At 72.5% G+C, this 19,537-nt stretch carries 14 protein-coding genes and 1 pseudogene; 8 read left to right on the forward strand and 7 right to left on the reverse strand.

Going from position 1 to position 19,537, the window contains the following annotated elements; translation table 11 throughout:
- The 5 genes and pseudogenes from CA984_RS30295 to CA984_RS30315 all read right to left on the reverse strand — a co-directional run.
- A pseudogene (locus CA984_RS30295) lies at positions 1-291 on the reverse strand (sugar ABC transporter permease); the annotation flags it as partial.
- A 4-nt stretch (positions 292-295) separates the two neighbouring features.
- Entirely contained in the window at positions 296-1,705 is a 1,410-nt protein-coding gene (gene ngcE, locus CA984_RS30300) for an N-acetylglucosamine/diacetylchitobiose ABC transporter substrate-binding protein (RefSeq protein ID WP_165781471.1), read from the reverse strand.
- 22 nt (positions 1,706-1,727) lie between these two features.
- A complete protein-coding gene (locus CA984_RS30305; RefSeq protein ID WP_086576917.1) occupies positions 1,728-2,486 on the reverse strand; it encodes a sugar isomerase domain-containing protein in 759 nt (252 codons plus the stop codon).
- Between the two features lie 2 nt (positions 2,487-2,488).
- Entirely contained in the window at positions 2,489-3,364 is an 876-nt protein-coding gene (locus CA984_RS30310; RefSeq protein WP_086576918.1) for a MurR/RpiR family transcriptional regulator, read from the reverse strand.
- A gap of 328 nt (positions 3,365-3,692) precedes the next feature.
- Entirely contained in the window at positions 3,693-4,775 is a 1,083-nt protein-coding gene (locus CA984_RS30315) for a thiolase C-terminal domain-containing protein (protein ID WP_086576919.1), read from the reverse strand.
- Between the two features lie 200 nt (positions 4,776-4,975).
- Between CA984_RS30315 and CA984_RS30320 the strand changes: the two genes are divergently transcribed.
- From CA984_RS30320 to CA984_RS30355, 8 genes are all read left to right on the forward strand, one after another.
- Positions 4,976-5,578: an HAD family hydrolase gene (locus CA984_RS30320; RefSeq protein ID WP_086576920.1), complete on the forward strand. Its 603-nt coding sequence runs from the start codon at positions 4,976-4,978 to the stop codon at positions 5,576-5,578.
- A 100-nt stretch (positions 5,579-5,678) separates the two neighbouring features.
- Positions 5,679-6,320, forward strand: coding sequence for a MerR family transcriptional regulator (locus CA984_RS30325; protein WP_086576921.1), 642 nt, complete (start codon positions 5,679-5,681; stop codon positions 6,318-6,320).
- Between the two features lie 192 nt (positions 6,321-6,512).
- The gene (gene glnII, locus CA984_RS30330) at positions 6,513-7,526 is read left to right on the forward strand and encodes a glutamine synthetase (RefSeq protein ID WP_086576922.1); all 1,014 of its coding nucleotides are present in this window, start codon (positions 6,513-6,515) and stop codon (positions 7,524-7,526) included.
- Positions 7,527-7,945: 419 nt separating this feature from the next.
- Complete coding sequence (locus tag CA984_RS30335) at positions 7,946-8,812, forward strand: TrmB family transcriptional regulator (protein ID WP_086576923.1); 867 nt, start codon at positions 7,946-7,948, stop codon at positions 8,810-8,812.
- Between the two features lie 62 nt (positions 8,813-8,874).
- Positions 8,875-10,539 (forward strand): NAD(P)/FAD-dependent oxidoreductase, encoded by a 1,665-nt coding sequence (locus CA984_RS30340; RefSeq protein WP_086576924.1) that lies wholly within the window; start codon positions 8,875-8,877, stop codon positions 10,537-10,539.
- Positions 10,540-10,601: 62 nt separating this feature from the next.
- Positions 10,602-12,020, forward strand: a complete 1,419-nt coding sequence (locus CA984_RS30345; RefSeq protein ID WP_086576930.1) for an ATP-binding protein — start codon at positions 10,602-10,604, stop codon at positions 12,018-12,020.
- Positions 12,021-12,059: 39 nt separating this feature from the next.
- On the forward strand, positions 12,060-15,335 hold the full coding sequence (locus tag CA984_RS30350; protein WP_086576925.1) for an AfsR/SARP family transcriptional regulator: 3,276 nt from the start codon (positions 12,060-12,062) through the stop codon (positions 15,333-15,335).
- A gap of 215 nt (positions 15,336-15,550) precedes the next feature.
- Complete coding sequence (locus CA984_RS30355; protein ID WP_108724633.1) at positions 15,551-16,762, forward strand: FAD-dependent monooxygenase; 1,212 nt, start codon at positions 15,551-15,553, stop codon at positions 16,760-16,762.
- A 137-nt stretch (positions 16,763-16,899) separates the two neighbouring features.
- Here CA984_RS30355 and CA984_RS30360 read toward each other — a convergent pair whose 3' ends face one another.
- Together CA984_RS30360 and CA984_RS30365 are read right to left on the reverse strand one after the other, a co-directional pair.
- On the reverse strand, positions 16,900-18,159 hold the full coding sequence (locus CA984_RS30360; protein ID WP_086576927.1) for an alpha/beta fold hydrolase: 1,260 nt from the start codon (positions 18,157-18,159) through the stop codon (positions 16,900-16,902).
- Between the two features lie 143 nt (positions 18,160-18,302).
- Positions 18,303-19,232 carry a LysR family transcriptional regulator gene (locus CA984_RS30365; protein WP_086576928.1) on the reverse strand — a complete coding sequence of 310 codons (930 nt, stop codon included), beginning with the start codon at positions 19,230-19,232 and terminating at the stop codon, positions 18,303-18,305.
- Between the last annotated feature and the right edge of the window lie 305 nt (positions 19,233-19,537).

Genomic DNA, 19,537 nt, shown 5'->3' on the forward strand with positions numbered 1-19,537 from the left:
CCGCCCGCCCGCGTTGAGCAGGAAGGCGAAGAAGAGCGCGATGCCGATGGTGAGCAGCGGCATCAGGATCAGCAGGATGAGGTTGTGCCCCACCGCCTTCCAGAAGACGTTGTCGTCGAAAAGCCTCTGGAAGTTCTCCAGGCCCACGAGCCGCGGATTGGCGTTCACCCCGCGCCAGTCGGTGAACGCGATGTAGAAGGCCTGCGCGTAGGGGGCGATCACGTAGATCACGTAGAGCGCCACCGGGATCGCGAGGAACCCGGTGACGAACCGCATCCTGCCGTAGTTCACCGTGCTACCTCTTGAACTTCTTCACCGAAGAGTCGCTCTTGATCGATCCGGCCTTCTTCTGCGCGCGCTCGATCCACTGGTCGACGGTCAGCTTGCCGTTCATGAGCTGCCCGGTCGCCGCGGCCACCTCGTCGTGCATCTCGGCGTACCACTTGCGGAACAGGAACCAGACGGCGTTGTCGCCCGCCGCGTCCAGGGCGGCCGAGGCGCTCTTCAGGCCCGGCTTGAGCGTGCGCCCCTCACCCGCGCCCTTGACGACGGTCAGCGTGGAGACCAGCTCCATGAACTTGCCGGCGCCCTCCTTGGAGAGCATCGCCCGCATGTACTCCAGACCCGCCTGGGGGTTGGCCGACCTGGCCGGGACGATGTACTCCTCCCCCGGCTGGACGTGCAGCGTGCCGTACGGCAGGGCGTCGGAGGTGCCGAAGTCCGGCAGCGCGAACATCGCGTAGCCGAAGTCGGCCGGGGTGGAGTCCTTCTGCTCGTTCTCCAGCCACGAGCCGCAGGGCAGCATGGCGACCTGGCCCTTGTTGTGGGCGGTCTGGGTCTGGACGTGGTCCAGGCCGGCGGTGCCCTGCAGAAGGTATTTGGCCCCGAGCTCGGCGAAGGCGGTCGCGGCCTGCTTGACCGGCTCGGCCTGCCAGGCGCCGTCCTCCAGGTTGTCGATGTTCTTCAGCACGTCCTTGCCGCCGATCTTCGCGGCGAGCGTGAGGATGGCCTCGTAGATGTAGAAGGGATGCTTGCCCGCGTAGGTGAACGGCGCGGTCTTGCCGGACTTCTTGATGGTCTCGCAGAGCTCCAGGAACTCCGCCCAGGTCTTGGGCGGCTGCCAGCCCTCGGCCTCGAAGAGCTTCTGGGAGTACCAGACGCCCCAGACGGTGTTGGCGTAGTTGAGGACGTACGGCTTGCCGTCGTAGCTGCCCAGCTCGATCGCGTTCGGGTCGATCGTGTCGCGCACCTTGACGCCGGGGTCGTCCCAGCTCGGCGCGTCGTACAGGGGTGTGAGGTCGGCGAGCTGGCCGTCCTGGACCAGTGCCCCGAAGTCCATCGCGTTGGCGCCGGAGTTGTTGACGAACTCCGGCGGGTTGCCGCCGGCGAAGCGCGGCTGGAGCGTCTTGGCGATCTCCTTGGTCGCGTTGTGCTTGATCTCCAGCTTGGGGAACTTGGCCTTGACCAGCGGCTCGTGGATGTCCTTGGCGTAGGAGTCGCCGAACCCGCCGTCGAAGATCCAGACTTCCAGGGGCTTGCTCTCGGCGAGACCGAGCGGGTTGGCCGCGCTGGTGGCCCCGGCGGCCGGCGCCGCCGGGGAGGCGCCGCCTCCGCCCGCGGGACTGGCGCACGCGGACAGGACCGGCAGGGCGAGCCCCGCCAGGGCCGCGCTGCGCAGAAGCTCGCGCCGGGACAGATGAGTCATGCTTCCTCCTGCAGGGGGGTGGTCAGGCACCTCGCCGGATCCTTCCGGCATAGCGGTTCTCAAGTGCCCGGTTGTGCTCGTCCCCGCCGGTGACGTTGGCGGAGCGGTAGACCGGCGGGGTCCGGCCGGCCTCGATCAGGCCGCGCACCACCTCGGCCATCATCATCTGGGCCAGCAGCGCCGAGGTGATCGTGGAGACCGCGCCGAACGAGCCGCCGTCCGGGAGCGGCAGGACCGCGTCGCCGTACGGGGCGCCGTTGTCGAGCACCACGTCGGCGAGGTCGAGCAGCTTGCGGCCCGAGGGGTGGCGGGAGGTCATCGCGGTGCTGTGCTGGACGGAGGTCAGGGCGATCAGGCCGTGTCCCCTGTCCTTGACGATGGAGGCCAGCTCCACCACCGAGCCGTTCACCCCGGAGCTGGAGATCAGCACGAACACGTCCTGCGGCTGGACCGGGGCCAGGTCGTAGATCCGCTGAGCGATCTTCGGGTCGCGCTCCAGCTCGCCGGGGGCGCCGAGCAGCGCCTCCACCGGGCTTCCGCCGTACAGGACGACGTCGCGCAGCGCGAGCCGGTTGGTGGGGACCAGCCCGCCCGCCCGGCCGGCGATCTCCATCGCGATCGCCTCGGAGTGGCCGGAGCCGAAGGCCTGGACCACCCCGTCGTCGAGCAGCGAACCGACCATCAGGCCGGCGGCCTGCCTGACCGCGACCCCCTGTGTCTGGAAGACCCCGTCCACCAGGGCCTTCACCTCATGGACGTAGTCGGCGGCGCCGATATCCACGGTCAACTCCTCTCCACGCGATGGCTTTCGAGCGCTCGGATCGTCCGCTCGAACGCCTCGTTGGTCTGCTCGTAGGTGCGCTGCGCGACCGCGACGTAGACGGCGTCGAGAACGAAGAGCTGGGAGTGGACGGCCGCCAGGCCGCCCAGCCGGAAGGTGGTCTCCCGGCTCGCGGTGGTCAGCACCAGGTCGGCCAGTTCGGCCAGCGGGGACCGGGCGAAGGAGGTGACGGCGACGGTCAGCGCCCCCCGGTCCCCGGCCTCGGCGAGCGACTCCAGCACCTCGCGGGTCCGTCCCCGGTGGGAGATCCCGATCGCGACGTCGCCCTCGGTCAGCAGCGCCGCGTCGGCGATCGCCTCGTGGGCGTCGGCGTGGCTCCAGCAGGGCACCCGGATCCTGCGGAGGCGTCCGCCGATCATGCCGGCCGCACCGCCGCTGATGGAGACCCCGAAGATCAGCACCCGCCGGGCGGCGACGATCGCGTCGGCGATCCTGGCGACGGTGGCCACGTCGAGCTGGGCCGCGGTCTCCTGGATGAGGCGGGAGTCGGCGGCGGCCATCACACCGATCGCCGCGTCGAGCGGGTCGGTCGGGCCGATCTCGTGGCCCACGTTGGCGTCCCAGTTGGCCTGCGCCGCACGGCCGGTCTCGGTGGCCAGCGCGACCCGCAGCCCGGCGTATCCGGCGAAGCCGAACACCCGGCAGAACCGCGTGACGGTGGCGGGCGAGCTGCCGCTCCGCTCGGCGAGCGCGATGATCGTGGATCGGGCCGCTCCGGCCGGGTCGGCCAAGATGGCCTCGCCGACCCGGCGCAGCGCCTCGGGCAGCGCGGGTGTCTCGGTCTGAATGCGTCCGAGTGCCCCTACTGCCACAGGCATTCCTTTCACCCGTCCAACGGTTGGGTGAAAATTATTCTTAAGTACGGTCCCCGGTCAACCCCCTGGAGACCCCGCGTCGCCGCGATCGGACCCGCCCGGCCGTTCCGGGCCGCCCGGCCGTATACCGGACCGGGCGCAGCCATGCCGGACCGGGCCGCTCGGCAGGGCCGGACCGCTCGGCCGTACCGGGCCGGGCTCACCCGGGCCGGGCCGCTCAGCCGTACCGGGCCGGGCTCACCCGGGCCGGGCCGCTCAGCCGTACCGGGCCGGGCTCAGCCGGGTCGGACCGCTCAGCCGTACCGGGCCGGGCTCAGCCGGGTCGGACCGCTCAGTCGGGCCGGACGAGGAGCGCGGCGCTGCCGTAGCTGCCGCCGAACCCGGTCACCAGCGCCGTCCCCCGGCCCGCCCGGAGCTCCCGTACGGCCTGCGCCACGTTGTTGAGCCCGTGCACGTAGCCCTCGGACAGCAGGCCGCCGTGCGGGTTGACCGTGGCGTGGCGGCGGCGGAGCAGGAACTCCCCCAGCTCGGCCCGTCCGGCCAGGCCGAAGTCCTCCAGTTGCCGGGGCACCAGCCAGGAGTAGGCGTCGTAGAGCAGCGCGACGTCCACGTCCGCCGCCCGCATGCCCGAGGCCTCCCACAGCATCGGGGCGACATGGGCGGAGAAGATCGCGCTGACGTCGGGCGAGCGGTCCATGGACGAGCAGCCGGGACCGCCTCCCCTGACCACGGTGTGGATCCGGGGGGCCCGCGGCGCGAGCCGCGCGTCACGGATCACCAGCGCGCAGGCGCCGTCGGTCTCCTGGCAGCAGTCCACGGTCCGCAGCGGCGAGCAGACGTACGGCCTGACGAGGTAGTCCTCCAGGGACAGCGGGTCGCGGCGGAGGGCGCGCGGGTTGGCCGCGGCGTTGTCGCGGGACTGGGCGACGACCGCGTGCAGGTGCTCCTCGGTCAGACCGGTCTCGTGCAGGTAGCGCTGGGCGGCCAGGGCGAACATCGGGATCGGCCCGGCCATGCCGTAGGGGATGGTGAAGCGTTCCTGCGGGCCGGTGGAGGCCGTGTTCATGCGCGTGCCGGAGCGGCCGTTCAACGCCCGGTAGACCAGCACGTTGCGCGCGACGCCGGCGGCGATCAGCATCGCCGCGTCCCCCAGGACGGAGGCCGCCTGGGTGCCGCCGCCGGTGATGTCGTTGTGCCAGCCCAGCCTCTCGATCCGCAGCGCCCTGGCGACCTGGACCACCGGGACGGAGTCGTTCATGTGGTAGCTGAGGACGGCGTCGATCCGCCCGGCCTCCATGCGGGCGTCGGCCAGCGCAGCCCGGGACGCCTCGACCGCGAGCTCCAGCTCGGTCCTGCCGGATCTCCGCGTCAGAGCCGTCATCCCGATGCCGGCGACGGCCGCCCTGCCCCGCATACGACTCCTGAGGAGGTCGGGTCGCTCGCCGGGGCGGGGCGCGATCCGCTCCGGCGAGCGACGTCCGTGGGCCGCGGGACGCCGTGGAGGCGCGCGGCGCTCGCCCGTCACGCTAGCCCGCGCCCGTCACTTAGGCAAGCGCTTGCTCGGTACACGGCGCGGTAGGCTTCCGAAGATCCACAATCACGCGTTAGGCGATCATGCTCGATCAACGACTCCGGCCCGCCATGCCGTACGCCGCTCTCGTCTTCGACTGCGACGGCACCCTCGTCGACACCACCTCGGCCAACGAGACCGCGTGGCGGACGGCCCTGGCGGACTGGCAGGTGGAGCTCGACCCGGCGTGGTACCGGGCCCGCACCGGCCTGTCCGCCGACCGCCTGCTGGCCGAGCTGGAGACCGAGACCGGCGCGGAGCTGGACTACCCGGCGGTGCGGGCGGCGGCGCTCGACGCCTACCAGTGGCTGATCCACACCGTCGTGCCGCACCCGCAGGTCGCCGCCGTCGCCGAGGCGCACCGCGACCGGGTGCCGATGGCGGTCGCCTCCGGCGGGGCGCGCCAGGCGGTGGAGGAGACCCTGCGCGCCACCGGCCTGCGCCCGCTGTTCGACGCCGTGGTCACCAGGGACGACGTCCGGTACGGCAAGCCGGCCCCCGACGTCTACCTGCTGGCGGCACGGCTTTTGAACGCCGCCCCCCGCACCTGCGTCGCCTACGAGGACACCGACGAGGGGGTGGCCGCCGCACTCGCCGCGGGTATGACGGTCATCGACGTCCGCCCCTCGCTCCGGAGAGAGGCGTGAGCCGGCGGCGGCACCGGCCGGTGACCGTCGGAGGCGGGCCGGACGGCCCCGGCTCCGGGACGCGCACCCCGGAGTCATTGGCTAGCTGTACTATCCAATAATGCGGATATCCCAGCTCAGCGCCGCGTCGGGCGTCCCCATCCCCACCATCAAGTACTACCTGCGCGAGGGCCTGCTCCCTCCGGGAGAGCAGACCTCCGCCACGCGGGCAGAGTACGACGTCGGCCATGTCCGCCGGCTGCGGCTGATCCGCGCGCTGCTGGAGGTCGGGCGGCTGTCCATCGCGTCCATCCGCAAGGTGATCGCCGCCGTCGACGACGAGGACCTGGGCATGCACAAGGTGCTCGGCACCGCCCACTACGCCCTGGCCCCCGCCGTCGAGGCCCATGAAGACGACGAGGAGTGGCGGCGCGCCCGCGCCGAGGCCGACCGCCTGATCGCCGACCTCGGCTGGCGGATCGATCCCGGCGCCCCCACCCGCGACGAGCTCGCCCAGGCCATCCTCACCCTCGACCGGCTCGGCATGCCCGCCACCGGCGAGGCCCTGCGCCCCTACGCCGCGGCCGCCATCGACCTCGTCGTCGAACACGAGATCGGCACCATCCCCATCGACGGCCCCCGCGAGGCCGCGGTCGAGGCCCTGGTGGTCGGCACCGTCGTGCACGGCAGGGTCCTCGACATCCTGCGCCGTCTCGCCCACGAATCCGTCTCGGCCCGCTTCTTCGGCGTCCCCGAGAGCTGACGTCCCGGCGGCGCGGAGGGCGGACGGGCAGCTCACAGCCCCGCAAGAGGCCTGTGCGAACTTTTCGCACAGCCTCTGCCTGGAGAAACGGGCTTGAGTAACATCCTGTTCACATTCGGGCAACAGATGCGAAATCGCGACTTGCGAGTCTTTGAGAGCAGCAAACCTCTCCCCTCCTCAAGGACTCCGCCGATGACCTTCAAGGCTGAATACATCTGGATCGACGGCACCAAGCCGACCGCCAAGCTCCGTTCCAAGACCAGGGTCCTGGCCGACGGCGCCGACCTCCCGATCTGGGGCTTCGACGGGTCCAGCACCAACCAGGCTGACGGCGGCTCCTCCGACCGCGTGCTCAAGCCGGTGTTCACCTGCCCGGACCCGATCCGCGGCGGCAGCAACGTGCTGGTGCTCTGCGAGGTCCTCGACACCGACATGACCCCGCACGCCAGCAACACCCGCGCCGCGCTCGTCGAGGTGGCCGAGAGGTACGCCGACCAGGAGTCGTGGTTCGGCATCGAGCAGGAGTACACCTTCTTCAAGGAGGGCCGCCCGCTCGGCTTCCCGCTCGGCGGCTTCCCCGCCCCGCAGGGCGGCTACTACTGCGGCGTCGGCGCCGACGAGGTCTTCGGCCGCGACGTCGTCGAGAAGCACCTCGACCTCTGCCTCGAGGCCGGCCTGGCGATCTCCGGCATCAACGCCGAGGTCATGCCCGGCCAGTGGGAGTTCCAGGTCGGCCCGGCGGGTCCCGTGGAGGTCTCCGACCACATGTGGATCGCCCGGTGGCTGCTCTACCGCATCGCCGAGGACTTCGACATCGCCGCCACGCTCGACGCCAAGCCGGTGAAGGGCGACTGGAACGGCGCGGGCGCGCACACCAACTTCTCCACCAAGGCGATGCGTGAGGGCTACGACCCGATCATCACCGCCTGCGAGGCTCTGGCCGCGAACGCCGAGGAGCACGTCAAGCACTACGGCGCCGACATCGAGGAGCGCCTGACCGGTCACCACGAGACCGCTCCGTGGAACAAGTTCAGCTACGGCGTCTCCGACCGCGGCGCCTCGGTCCGCATCCCGTGGCAGGTCGAGGTGGAGAAGAAGGGCTACATCGAGGACCGTCGCCCCAACGCCAACGTCGACCCCTACCTGGTGACCCGCCTCATCGTGGACACCTGCTGCACCGCCCTGGAGAAGGCCGGCCAGGTCTGATCCGACACGCGCCGGAGGCCGCGACCACCCTGCCGGGGGTGGCCGCGGCCTCCGGCGTTCCCTTGTACACCTGAACGAGACGATACGTTTCGGCTGTCTTGGGTGTGTCCGGCCGGTGCGGACACCCGCCTCGCCCCGCCGCCCGGGGGCCCGGGGAGCGCGTGAAGTCCCTCGAAAGCCCGCGCGAAGTCCCTCGACAGCCCGCACGGAGCCCCGAGGACTCGCCGGCGGGCGCGCGGTCCCGCATAATGAATCCGATTCGGCTTCTGCGGAAACTCGCAGTAAGGGCATTCATCCCCAGGCCGGCCGGCCCATGGCGGCCATTTCACCGGCTAGCGCTCCAGAATGATAAATACAAAGCCGAATTAGGTGCTTTAGGACAACGCAAAACTGCCGCCCCGCGCCGTAGCATGACTGCGATGCGGGACGTAGTAGAACAGTTGCAGCGCCTGGGCATGTCGGGTTACGAGGCCAAGGCCTATGTCACCCTGGTCGGCTCCGGGCAGCCGCTCAACGGCTATGAGGTGGCCAAGCGTTCCGGCGTGCCGCGCAGCACGGTCTACGAGACGCTGGGCAAGCTGGTGGCCAAGGGCGCGGCCTACGAGGTGCGTGGCTCCGAGGACGCCACCGACTACCTGCCGCTGCCGCCCCGGTCGCTGCTGGAGCGCATGCGCCGGGAGTTCGACGACTCGATCGAGTCACTGCAGGCCTCGCTGCCCACGATCGTGGCGCCGCCCGAGGCCCATCTGATCCACAACCTCAAGGACGCCGGAGCCCTGCTGGCCCGCGCCGAGGACGTGGTGGCCGCCGCGCGCACCGACCTGTTCCTGTCGATCTGGCCCGAGGAGATGAAACAGCTGTCCCCGCTGGTCCGGCGGGCGGTCGGACGGGGGGTCGACGCCTCGGTGATGCACTTCGGCCCCGCCGAGGACGTGGTCGGGCACCTGTACGAGCACCGGTTCTCCACCCCGGATGTGATCATGGAGAACCTGGGCTGCCGCCTCCTGGTCGTCGCGGCCGACCGCCGGGAGGCCCTGATAGGCGGGTTCCTGGGCGGCTCGGCCTGGGGCGTCTACACCGAGGACCCGGCCGTGGTCCTGATGGCGGTGGAGTACATCAGGCACGACATCGCCCTGCAGATCATCGCCGACCGGGTCGGGCACGAGTCGCTGCGCGAGTTCTGGACCAGCGATCCGGAGTTCACCCGGCTGCGCGCCGGCCGCGGCCGTCCGGCCGCCCTGCTCCGCGCGGCCGGATGCCCCGCCCCCGAGCTTCCGGCAGACTGAGCCCTGACAGGGGATGTGACATCCTTCGATAGAGTTTGTCTTATTTCGGGGGAAGGCAGGTCATGGATAAGCCGGTCATCATGACGGTCGACGACGATCCGGGCGTCTCACGTTCCGTGGCGCGCGATCTGCGACGCCGTTACGGCCATTCCTACCGCATCGTCCGGGCCGACACCGCGGTCGCGGGAATGGAGAGCGTCCGCCAGCTCCGGCTGCGCGGCGACGACGTCGCGGCGATCCTCGCCGACTACCGAATGCCCCAGATGAACGGCGTGGAGTTCCTGGAGCAGGCGATGGATCTGTATCCCTATGCCCGCCGCGTGCTGCTCACCGCCTACGCCGACACCGACGCGGCCATCCAGGCGATCAACGTGGTGGATCTCGACCACTACATGCTCAAGCCGTGGGACCCGCCGGAGGAGAAGTTCTACCCGGTCCTGGACGCCCTGCTCGACGCCTGGCACCGGGCCGACCGGCGCGAGTCCGACGAGCTGAGGGTGGTGGGAGCCCGCTGGTCGGCCAGGTCCTACAAGATCCGCGACTTCCTGTCCCGCAACCAGGTGCCCTACCACTGGATGCTGGCCGACGACCCCGAGGGCGCGCAGCTCCTGGCCGCCGCCGGCGAGCAGTGCGAGATCAGCCCGGCCAAGCTGCCGCTGGTCATCACCGCGGACGGCACGAAGCTCACCGCCCCGACCACCGCCGAACTCGCCGCGGCGGTCGGCCTGTCCACCGCCCCGGCCACCGACTTCTACGACCTGATCGTCATCGGCGGCGGCCCCGGCGGGCTCGGCGCGGCGGTCTACGGGGCCTCCGAGGGGCTGCGCACCGTGATGGTCGAGCAGCACGCCTCCGGCGGGCAGGCCGGGCAGAGCTCCCGCATCGAGAACTACCTGGGCTTCCCCGACGGCGTCTCCGGCGCCCAACTCGCCGACCGGGCCCGCCGCCAGGCGCTGAAGTTCGGCGCCGAGCTGCTCACCGCCCGCACGGTCACCAGCCTGGAGGTCAAGGGCCAGGCCCGGGTGGTCGGCTTCGCCGACGGCAGCAGCATCGCCGCGCACACCGTGATCCTGGCCACCGGGGTCTCCTACCGGCGGCTGTCGGCCCCCGGCCTGGACGACTTCGTGGGCCGGGGCACCTACTACGGCGCGGCCGTGACCGAGGCGCCCGAGTGCAGGGACCGCGAGGTCTACATCGTCGGCGCGGCCAACTCCGCGGGGCAGGGCGCGGTCTACCTGTCCGGCTACGCCAGCAGGGTCCATCTGATCGTCCGGAGCGACGGGCTGGAGAGGTCCATGTCGCACTACCTGATCGAGCAGATCTCCAACATCTCGAACATCGAGGTGCACACCGGGACCGAGGTGGTCGGCGCGGAGGGCGACGAGCACCTGGAGCGGCTCACGCTCAAGGGCCCGGACGGCGAGCGGACGGTCGACAGCGAGTGGCTGTTCGTCTTCATCGGCGCCGAGCCGTTCACCGACTGGCTCGGTGACACGATCGAGCGCGACGCCAAGGGCTTCGTCCTCACCGGGCCCGATCTGACCTCCGCCGAGAGCCGCCCCCGCAACTGGCCGCTCCGGCGCGAGCCGTACCACCTGGAGACCAACGTGCCCGGAGTCTTCGCCGCCGGAGACGTCCGCGCCGACTCGATCAAACGGGTCGCCTCCGCGGTCGGCGAGGGCGCGATGGCCGTGGCACTGGTCCACCGCTATCTGGAGAAGGCGTGACCGGACGGAGCGAGGGCCCCGGCAGCCTCGGCACCTGGGCCATGGGTGACGAAGGAGGTCTCATGACCAGCACGGATGTTCTGCGCGGGCTGTTCCTCTTCGAGAAACTCGACGACGAGAAGCTGGAGTGGCTGGCCTCCCACGGCGAGGAGCGGGAGTTCGGCGCCGGCGAGCTGATCGTGCGGCAGGGCGACCCGGCCGAGTGCTTCCTCGTGCTCATCGACGGCGAGGTCGTCATGTCCACCGAGACCCCGGCCGGGGTGGTCACCATGACCCCCACCTCCCAGCGCGGGGTCTACGCCGGAGCGACCTCCGCCTACCTGGGCGACCGGGCCCCGGACACCTACGCCCACTCGCTGCGCGCGACCAAGCCCTCGCGGCTCTTCGTGCTTCCTGCCAAGAAGTACGGCCTGATGATCGGCGAGTGGTTCCCGATGGCGGTCCACCTGCTCGACGGGGTGCGTCTCGGCGGGCTCGCCCAGCGGGAGATCATCGACCGGCGGCAGCGGCTGACCGCCCTCGGCACGATCACCGCGGGCCTCACCCACGAGCTCAACAACCCGGCGGCGGCGGCCGTACGGGCCGTGGGCGAGATGCGGGAGAAGGTCCGCTCGGCGCGGCGGCAGCTCGCCTCACTGGCCGAGGCGGGCATCTCGGCCGGACGGCTGCGCGCGCTGATCGACCTGCAGGAGGGCTGCACGGACAAGGCCGCGAGCCTGCCCGCGCGGTCCCCGCTGGACATCTCCGACGCCGAGGACGAGCTGGGCGACGAGCTGGAGGAGGCCGGGGTGGCGGACGGCTGGGAGCTCGCGCCGGCGCTGGTCGCCGCCGGGTTCAAGGCCGGCGGAGTGGAGAAGGTCCGCGACGCGGTCGGGCAGGAGCACCTGTCCGGGGCGATGCGCTGGCTCGCCGACGCCATCGAGATCAACCAGATGCTGAACGAGGTGACCGACGCGACCGAGCGCATCTCCTCGCTGCTCGCCTCCGCCAAGCAGTACTCCCAGATGGACCGCGCGCCGTACCAGACCGTGGACGTCCGGGAGCTGCTGGACAGTACGCTCACCATGTTCCGGGGCAAGATCCCGCCCGGGATCAGCATGGCCACCGACTACGACCCGGAGCTGCCGCCGATCCCCGGCTACGCCGGAGAGCTCAACCAGGTGTGGACCAACCTGATCCACAACGCGCTGGACGCGATGGCCGGCACCGGCACGCTGACCGTACGCACCCGCCTGGAACACGACACCATCGCCCTGATCGAGATCTGCGACACCGGCCCCGGCGTCCCCGAGCACCTGCGCGAGCGGATCTTCGAGCCGTTCTTCACCACCAAGTCCGTCGGCGAGGGCACCGGGCTGGGTCTGGACATCTCCTTCCGCATCGTCGCCGGCCGGCACGGCGGCGACCTGCGTGTGGAGTCGACGCCGGGCGACACCCGCTTCCAGGTACGGCTGCCGCTGACCGAGCTCCCCAGCCCCTGAGGCTCCCCGCTCCCCGGGTGAGCGGGGACAATCGTCCCCATGCGATTCGGGATCCTGGGCGCCACACGGGTGTGGCGTGACGACGGGAGCGAGGCGACCGCCGGAGGACCGATCCGGCGGGCGCTGCTGACCTTGCTGCTCGCCCACCCCGGCGAGGTGGTGACGGCCGACCGTCTCGTCGACGACCTCTACGGCGGGCGGCCGCCGGCCGGGGCGGCGCACGCCCTGCAGTCCCAGGTGTCCCGGCTCCGCGGGGACCTGGGGCGGGAGGTCGCGATCGAGCTCCTCCCCGCCGGCTACCGGCTCGCGGTGGATCCCGACGACGTCGACGCCCACCGCTTCGAGCGGCTCTCCGAGGAGGGACGGCGGGCCCTGGAGGCCGGGGACCCCGGGCAGGCGGCGGCGCTCCTGCGCGCGGCCCTCGGCCTGTGGCGGGGCCCCGCGCTCGCCGACGCCGCGGACGCCGGCTCCGTCCAGGCTCGGGTCCTGCGGCTGGAGGAGCGGAGGGCCGGCGCCCTGGAGGACCGGATCGAGGCGGACCTGCGGCGGGGCGGGCATCGGGCCGTCGTGCCCGAGCTGCGGGAGCTGGTCGGCCGGCACCCCCTGCGGGAGAGGCTGCACGGCCTCCTCATGCGGGCGCTGCGGGCCGACGGCAGGCAGGCCGAGGCCCTCGTCGCCTTCGAGGGGGCACGGCGGCTCCTGGCCGAGGAGCTCGGCGCGGACCCCTCGGCCGAACTCACCGCGCTCCACCGGACCCTGCTCCGGGGCGAGCGGCCGCCCGGGACTCCCGCACCCCACCGGGCCCCGCCGCTGGACGGGCGGCCGTTCGAGACCCCCGCGCCCCACCAGGCCGCACCCCGGGACGGACGCCCGTTCGAGACTCCCTCGCTCCCGGCGCAGCTGACGAGCTTCGTCGGCCGCGCGGAGGACGTGGCCAAGGTCACCGAGCTGCTCGGCACGGCACGCCTGGTCACCCTGATCGGTCCCGGCGGCGCGGGCAAGACCCGGCTGTCGTTCGAGGTCGCCGACCGCCGGGCCGACGTGTGCCTCGTCGAGCTCGCGCCGCTGCGCGACGGGCCGGAGCCGGCGTTGGCCGTGCTCGGCGCGCTCGGCCTGCGCGAGAGCGGGCTCCTGGCCATGCCGGCCGGGACGACGCCCACCTCCCGGCTGATCGCCGCGCTGGCCGACCGGCCGCCGCTGCTCGTCCTCGACAACTGCGAGCACGTCGTGGAGGCGGTCGCGACGCTGGCCGGACGGTTGCTCGCGGGCTGCCCGGAGCTGCGCATCCTGGCGACGAGCCGGGAGCCGCTCGCCATCACCGGCGAGCACCTGTGGCCGGTCCGCCCGCTCGCCCCCGCCCCGGCCGCGCGGCTCTTCGCCGACCGGGCGGCCGCCGTACGGCCGGGCTTCGTCGTGGACGGCGCCGACGCCGAGGCAGTACGGCGGATCTGCCAGGCTCTCGACGGCCTGCCGCTGGCCATCGAGCTCGCGGCGGCGAGAATGCGCACGCACGACCTCGCCGAGCTCGCCTCCCGCCTGGACGACCGCTTCCGCCTGCTGTCGCGGGGCAGCCGTACGGCCGAGGCCAGGCACCAGACGTTGCGCGCGGTCGTGGCGTGGAGCTGGGATCTGCTGTCGGAGGCCGAGCAGACGATGGCCAGGCGCCTGACTGTCTTCTCCGGCGGCGCGACCGCCGAGGCGGCGGCGCGGGTCTGCGGGGGACCCGACGCCGGGGACGTGCTGGACTGGCTCGCCGACAAGTCGCTGCTGGAGGTCGGCGACGGCCGCTACCGCATGCTCGACACGATCCACGCCTTCTGCGCCGAGCGGCTGGACGCGGCCGGGGAGTCCGGCGCGCTGCGGCGCGCGCACGCGGAGCACTTCCTGGCACTGGCCCAGACCGCGGATCCCCGCCTGCGGCGTTCCGGGCAGCTGGAGTGGCTGGGGATCCTGGCCTCGGAGCACGAGAACCTCCTGGCCGCGCTGCGCTGGGCCGTGGAGGCGGGAGAGGTGGAGCTCGCGCTCAGACTGCTCGCCTCGTTATCGTCATATTTCTGGATGCGCGGCATGCGCACCTCGGTGACGGCGCAGGCGGTCGCGCTCCTGGACATGATCGGCGGCAGCCCTCCTCCGGACCTCGGCGACGAGTACGTGCTCTGCGCGTTGACGGCGGCGGCCGGCGAGGCCGGCCGGGAGGCGTGGGAGCGCCACCGGGCCACGGCCGAGTCGATCGTCGTCGACCCGGACCGGCCACGCCGTCACCCGGTCATCACCTTCCTCTGGCCGATGATCAACGCCGGTGCGGGAGACCCGCGCGCCGCGCTCTCGGTGATCGCTCGCGGGCAGGTCGGGTCCGACCCGTGGGAGAGGGCCGTGGTGCATCTGCTCTGGGGATACCCGCAGCTCGCCGCCGGGGACCTGGCGCAGGCCGAGCACGAGTTCGCCTCGGCCGCCGACGCGTTCCGCTCGCTCGGCGACCGGTGGGGGACGTCGCTGGCCCTGGACGCGCTGGCCGGCCTGGCGGGCCTGTACGGCGACCCCTCGAAGGCGATCGCCCTGATCGACGAGGCCCTCGCCCTCACCGAGCAGCTGGGCGCGGTCGAGGACCTCCCCGACCTGCTCTGCAACCGGGGCGACCACCGCGTCCGCACCGCACTGGCCGGGCGGGACGGACCGGACGCGGCGGGTGCCGGTCTCGCGGAGGCGCGCGCCGACTACGAGCGGGCGGCCGAGATTGCGCGCCACGCGGGCAGTCCCACCTACCTGGCCGGGGCGCTGCGCGGCCTCGGCGACATCGCGCGGTTGGAGGGCGACCCGGCCGGGGCGCGCCGGCTGTACGAGCAGGCGATGGAACGGTTCGAGACGCACTGGGTGAAGAGCGCGGGCAACCGGACGGCCACCCTCTTCGGCCTCGGCAAGGTCGCCGAGGCCGCCGGCGACCTGGACGGAGCCCGTTCCCTGCACCGGCAGGCCGTCGAGGTCGCGACGGCGGCGGGATCGATCGTCGAGAGCGTCCGCGCGGTCGAGGCCCTGGCGGGGCTCGCGCTGCTGGAGGGCGACGCGCCGGCCGCGGCCCTGCTGCTCGGCGCGGCCGCCGGCCTGCGGGGGACCCTCACCGAGGACGATCCCGAGGTCTCCCGGACGGCCGCCACCGCGCGGGCGGCCCTGGGCGAGGAGCCGTACGAGGCCGCCCACCGCCGGGGCGCGGGGCTGTCCCAGGAGGACGCGCTCCGCCTGGCCGGTGTGCCCGAGGCCGTCATCCAGGCGTCGCCGATCAACGCCGTCGCCGGCTACGAGATGGTCCGGCGTCCCTGAGCGGCCCGTGGAATCCCGCGCTCCCTCCCCGCAGTGAGCCCCGGCGCTCGCGGCGAGAACGCGAAGGAGGCGCCGGCGCTCGCGGTGAGGACGCGAAGGAGGCGCCGGCGCTCGCGGCGAGCGCCGGCCCCCGCGGCGAGCTCCGGTGAGCTTTCGGTGAGGGCCGGTGAGCGCCGGTGAGCCTCCGGTGAGGGCCCTCGGACATGCTCGCCGACATGACCACCACATCGCGGCTCACGGAGCCGAAGAACAAGGACATCCTGATCTCCGGGGCCAGTGTCGCCGGCCCGGCGCTGGCCTACTGGCTGCGCCGCCACGGCTTCAACCCCACCGTGGTGGAGCGGGCGCCCACGCTGCGCGACGGCGGTTACGCCGTCGACTTCCGCGGCGAGGCGCACCTCACCGTGCTGGAGCGGATGGGCATCCTGGCCGACGTCCGGCGCGCGCGGACGCGCATGGGCGCGATGTCCTACGTCGACAGCGCCGGCAGGAAGCTGGCGAGCATGCCCGCCGACCTCTTCGCCGGTGACGTCGAGATCCTCCGCGGCGACCTGGCCCGCATCCTCCACGAGGCGACCAGGGAGCACACCGAGTACGTCTTCGGCGACTCCATCGCCTCCATGACCGAGGACGCCGACGGCGTGACCGTCACCTTCGAGCGCGGGGCGCCGCGCAGGTTCGACCTGGTGGTGGGGGCCGACGGGCTGCACTCGAACGTGCGCTCGCTCGCGTTCGGGCCGGAGTCGCGGTACGTGAAGGAGCTGGGCCTGTACTGCGCGATCTTCACCACCGCCAACCACCTCGGGCTGGAGTACAGCGGGCACGCCTACAGCACCCCCGGCAAGCTCACCTCCGTGTACAGCGCCCGGCACAACACCGAGGCGAAGGCCATGTTCTACTTCGGCTCGCCCCCGCTGAGCTACGACCGCCGCGACGGCGAGCAGCAGAAGAAGATCCTCGCCGAGGCGTTCGCCGGGATCGGCTGGGAGACTCCCCGGCTGCTGAAGAGCATGTGGGACGCGCCGGACTTCTACTTCGACTCGGTCAGCCAGGTCCACATGGACCGCTGGTCCCAGGGCCGGGCCGTCCTGCTCGGGGACGCCGCCTGCTGCCCCTCGCCCCTGTCGGGCATGGGCACCGGCCTGGCCATGGTCGGGGCCTACGTGCTGGCCGGGGAGCTGGCGTCCGCCGGGGGCAACCACCGCGTGGGCTTCGCCCGCTACGAGGAGGCCATGCGTGACTACGCCACGGGATGCCAGAAGTCAGGCGAGGGCGTGAGCAGGTGGATGGTCCCCGAGATCCGGTTCATGGCCTGGTTCCTCAACCAGCACTACCGGCTGCTGCCGTACCTGCCGGGGAAGGGGCTGATGGCCAAAAGCGCCCGGAGGACGGCGAGCGCCATCGCCCTGAAGTCCTACGGGCTCTGACCCGCCCGCCTYCGGGACCCGGCGGACAGCGGCCTCCCCGCCCCCGCGATCCCAGCGGGCGCCGGCCCGGCCGCCCCGCCGTCATGGCGGCCGGAGCGGCGGGACGTGCACGGCGGCGGGGGCGGCCGGGCGTGCTCTCAGGAGCCGTGGACGCCGTTGACCGTGTCCATCAGGCGGGCCAGCACCCGCCCGCCGGAGACGCGGACGCCGTCGTGCTCCCACTCGTTGGTCACCCAGGTCCGCACGTTGCCGACCGCGCGGGCGGTCCGCATGGACAGGCCCTCGTCGACGTACATGTCGTCGTAGTAGACGGCGGCGGCCACCGGGACCCGGTTGGCCGCCAGCCGTACCGGGTCGTAGAGGGCGGGCCAGTCGGAGGCGGCGGCGAGGATCTCGGCGGCGCCCCTGAACGGGCGGAGGGCGGCGATCTCGTCGAACATCCAGGGGTAGATCATCTCTCCGGTGGGCAGCAGCGGCTCGGCCTCCTCGGCGAACTCCTCGGGCAGCAGCCGGTGCGCCGCCCAGGCGGTGGCGCCCCCCTGGGCGTAGATCGACTCGTGCAGGACCGCGTAGAGGGGGTTGCCGACGAAGCCGGTGGCCATCATGACCTCGTACAGGAACAGGTCGGAGAGCCGCTCGCCGTTCCAGGCCTCCTCCAGCACCCAGTGCAGGTATTCCGCGCCGTCGCTCATCCCCAGGCACAGGCCCATGCTCTGCAGGCGGCGCACGGTCAGCACGTCGCCGTCCGGCAGCTCGACCTTCTCGCGGCGCAGATGGGCGGCGATCGCGTCCAGGCGGGCGGAGTCGCCGGGGTAGCGGGCGAAGTAGCGGTCCACCTTCTCGCGGACCCTGGGGTAGGTGCGGGAGTAGACGTCGTCGGCGGTGGCGTCCAGCCCGGCCAGGCCGCCGGTCACGTAACAGGCCTTGAGCCCCTCGGGGGCCCGGGAGAGGTAGGTCAGCGTGACGAACCCGCCGTAGCTCTGGCCGAGGGTCTCCCACGGCCGGTCGCCGCAGAGCTCGCGCCGGATCAGCTCGGCGTCGGCCACGATCGCGTCGGCGCGGAAGTGCCGGAGACGGGCGGCGAGCTCGGCGTCGGTCCCGGTCACCGTCCTGGCGTTGAGCGGGGTGCTGCGGCCGGTCCCCCGCTGGTCGAGCAGGAGCACCCGGTGGGTCTTCAGCGCGTGCCCCAGCCAGCCGTCCGCCGCCACCGGTCTCGGCGCCTTGCCGCCGGGACCGCCCTGCAGGAAGACCAGCCACGGCAGGTCCTGATCATGTTTGGCCGGGTCCACCGCCTCGCGGGCGAAGACCTCGATCACCCGGCCGCCGGGGTCGGCGTGGTCGAGGGGGACGGTGAAGACGTGGTCGGTGAGCGCGACACCGGGCAGAAGGACAGTCACCCGGGGAACGTTACCCGCTGCGCCACCCCGGCACCCCGGACGGCCGGGGCACCGTCGCCGGCTCCGCCACCCGGCATCGGGGCGTCCCTCCGGCAGCGTCACCGGCTGCGCCACCCGGCATCGGGGACGGCCCACCGGCACCGTCACCTGCTCCGCCACTCCCGGTATCGGGGGCGTTCCCGGGCGTGGTCGGCGAACACCCGCGCCGCCAGATCCCGTACGGCGGGCACGTGGGCGGCCAGCCCTCCCTGCGGATGCCACACCAGCAGGTGCCGCATCACCAGCGGGTCGCCGCGCAGCGGGCGGATGACCAGACCTGCGCTCTCGGCGAAGGTGGCCCGGCAGGGGGCGATGGCCCGGCCCGAGATGACGATCTCCCTGATGGTCCAGGCGTCCGCGGCCTGGTGCGGCGCGTGCGGGACGAATCCGGCCCGATGGCACGCCGTGCGGAAGCACTCGGGCCAGCCGCCCCCGTCGGACGGCGACAGCACCCATGCCTCCCCGGCCAGGTCGGCCAGGTCGAGCTCGGAACGGCCCGCGAGGGGGTGGCCGCCGGCCAGCGCCACGAACACGGGCTCGGCGGCGACCTGCTCCTGGCGGAGCGGCGGGACCGGGGGCAGCTCGTGACCCACGTAGTCGACGACCACGGCGGCGTCCAGGCGCCGGGCCGCGACCAGGTCGCACAGCAGCCGCGGCGCGGCATCGGCGTAGGAGGTGATCTCCCGGCCGCCGAGCAGGTCGCCGAGCCGGTCGACCAGGCCGACCAGGATCGGCCCGTCGACTCCGCCGAGCCGTACCGGGCCGTCGGCGGGGCGGGCGGCGGCCCCGAGCAGCAGCTCGTCCATGCCGCTCAGCACGGTGCGGGCCCGGGCGAGCACGAAGTCGCCGAGCGGGGTGGGGCGGGCGCCGTGGCGGTCGCGGTCGAAGAGCCTGCCGCCGATGATCCGCTCGATCCGCTGGAGCTGCGCCGAGAGGGCGGGCTGGGTGGTGCCCAGGAGGGGCGCGGCCCGGGTCAGGCTGCCGGTGTCCGATATGGCACACAAGACACGCAGGTGCCGTAGTTCCAGGCTCACCGGACGAGCCTATGCCCCCATCCCACTTTCCATCACTGCGAGGTGATGGATACCCGCTGAGCTGTGACTACTCCCCCTCCCACGGTTCCGGTGGGCCGTCTTGTCACTTGCACGTGATCGGGGTGTTACCGCCAGGCATCGAAGATCAGCGCATCTCACGACATTTCCTGAAAGGAAATTCTGTGCGCCGAATCCCCCTGCTGGCCACGGCCGCCGTCGCCACCGCCTGCGCGACCGCCCTCTCGGCGCAGCTCCAGCGGATCGAGCGGATCATCGGCGGCAGGCTCTTCGACCGCGACCGCCAC

It is taken from the genome of Streptosporangium minutum (assembly GCF_002149035.1).
In the GTDB taxonomy this organism is placed as follows: Bacteria; Actinomycetota; Actinomycetes; order Streptosporangiales; family Streptosporangiaceae; genus Streptosporangium; species Streptosporangium minutum.

Bases quoted from the DNA above. Each gene is read 5' to 3' on its own strand.
- CA984_RS30350 (WP_086576925.1), top strand. From the start codon at position 12,060: ATGCGATTCGGGATCCTGGGCGCCACACGGGTGTGGCGTGACGACGGG.
- CA984_RS30355 (WP_108724633.1), top strand. From the start codon at position 15,551: ATGACCACCACATCGCGGCTCACGGAGCCGAAGAACAAGGACATCCTG.
- CA984_RS30310 (WP_086576918.1), bottom strand. From the start codon at position 3,364: ATGCCTGTGGCAGTAGGGGCACTCGGACGCATTCAGACCGAGACACCC.
- CA984_RS30340 (WP_086576924.1), top strand. From the start codon at position 8,875: ATGGATAAGCCGGTCATCATGACGGTCGACGACGATCCGGGCGTCTCA.
- CA984_RS30335 (WP_086576923.1), top strand. From the start codon at position 7,946: ATGCGGGACGTAGTAGAACAGTTGCAGCGCCTGGGCATGTCGGGTTAC.
- CA984_RS30320 (WP_086576920.1), top strand. From the start codon at position 4,976: ATGCTCGATCAACGACTCCGGCCCGCCATGCCGTACGCCGCTCTCGTC.
- CA984_RS30325 (WP_086576921.1), top strand. From the start codon at position 5,679: ATGCGGATATCCCAGCTCAGCGCCGCGTCGGGCGTCCCCATCCCCACC.
- ngcE (WP_165781471.1), bottom strand. From the start codon at position 1,705: ATGACTCATCTGTCCCGGCGCGAGCTTCTGCGCAGCGCGGCCCTGGCG.
- CA984_RS30315 (WP_086576919.1), bottom strand. From the start codon at position 4,775: ATGCGGGGCAGGGCGGCCGTCGCCGGCATCGGGATGACGGCTCTGACG.
- glnII (WP_086576922.1), top strand. From the start codon at position 6,513: ATGACCTTCAAGGCTGAATACATCTGGATCGACGGCACCAAGCCGACC.
- CA984_RS30345 (WP_086576930.1), top strand. From the start codon at position 10,602: ATGACCAGCACGGATGTTCTGCGCGGGCTGTTCCTCTTCGAGAAACTC.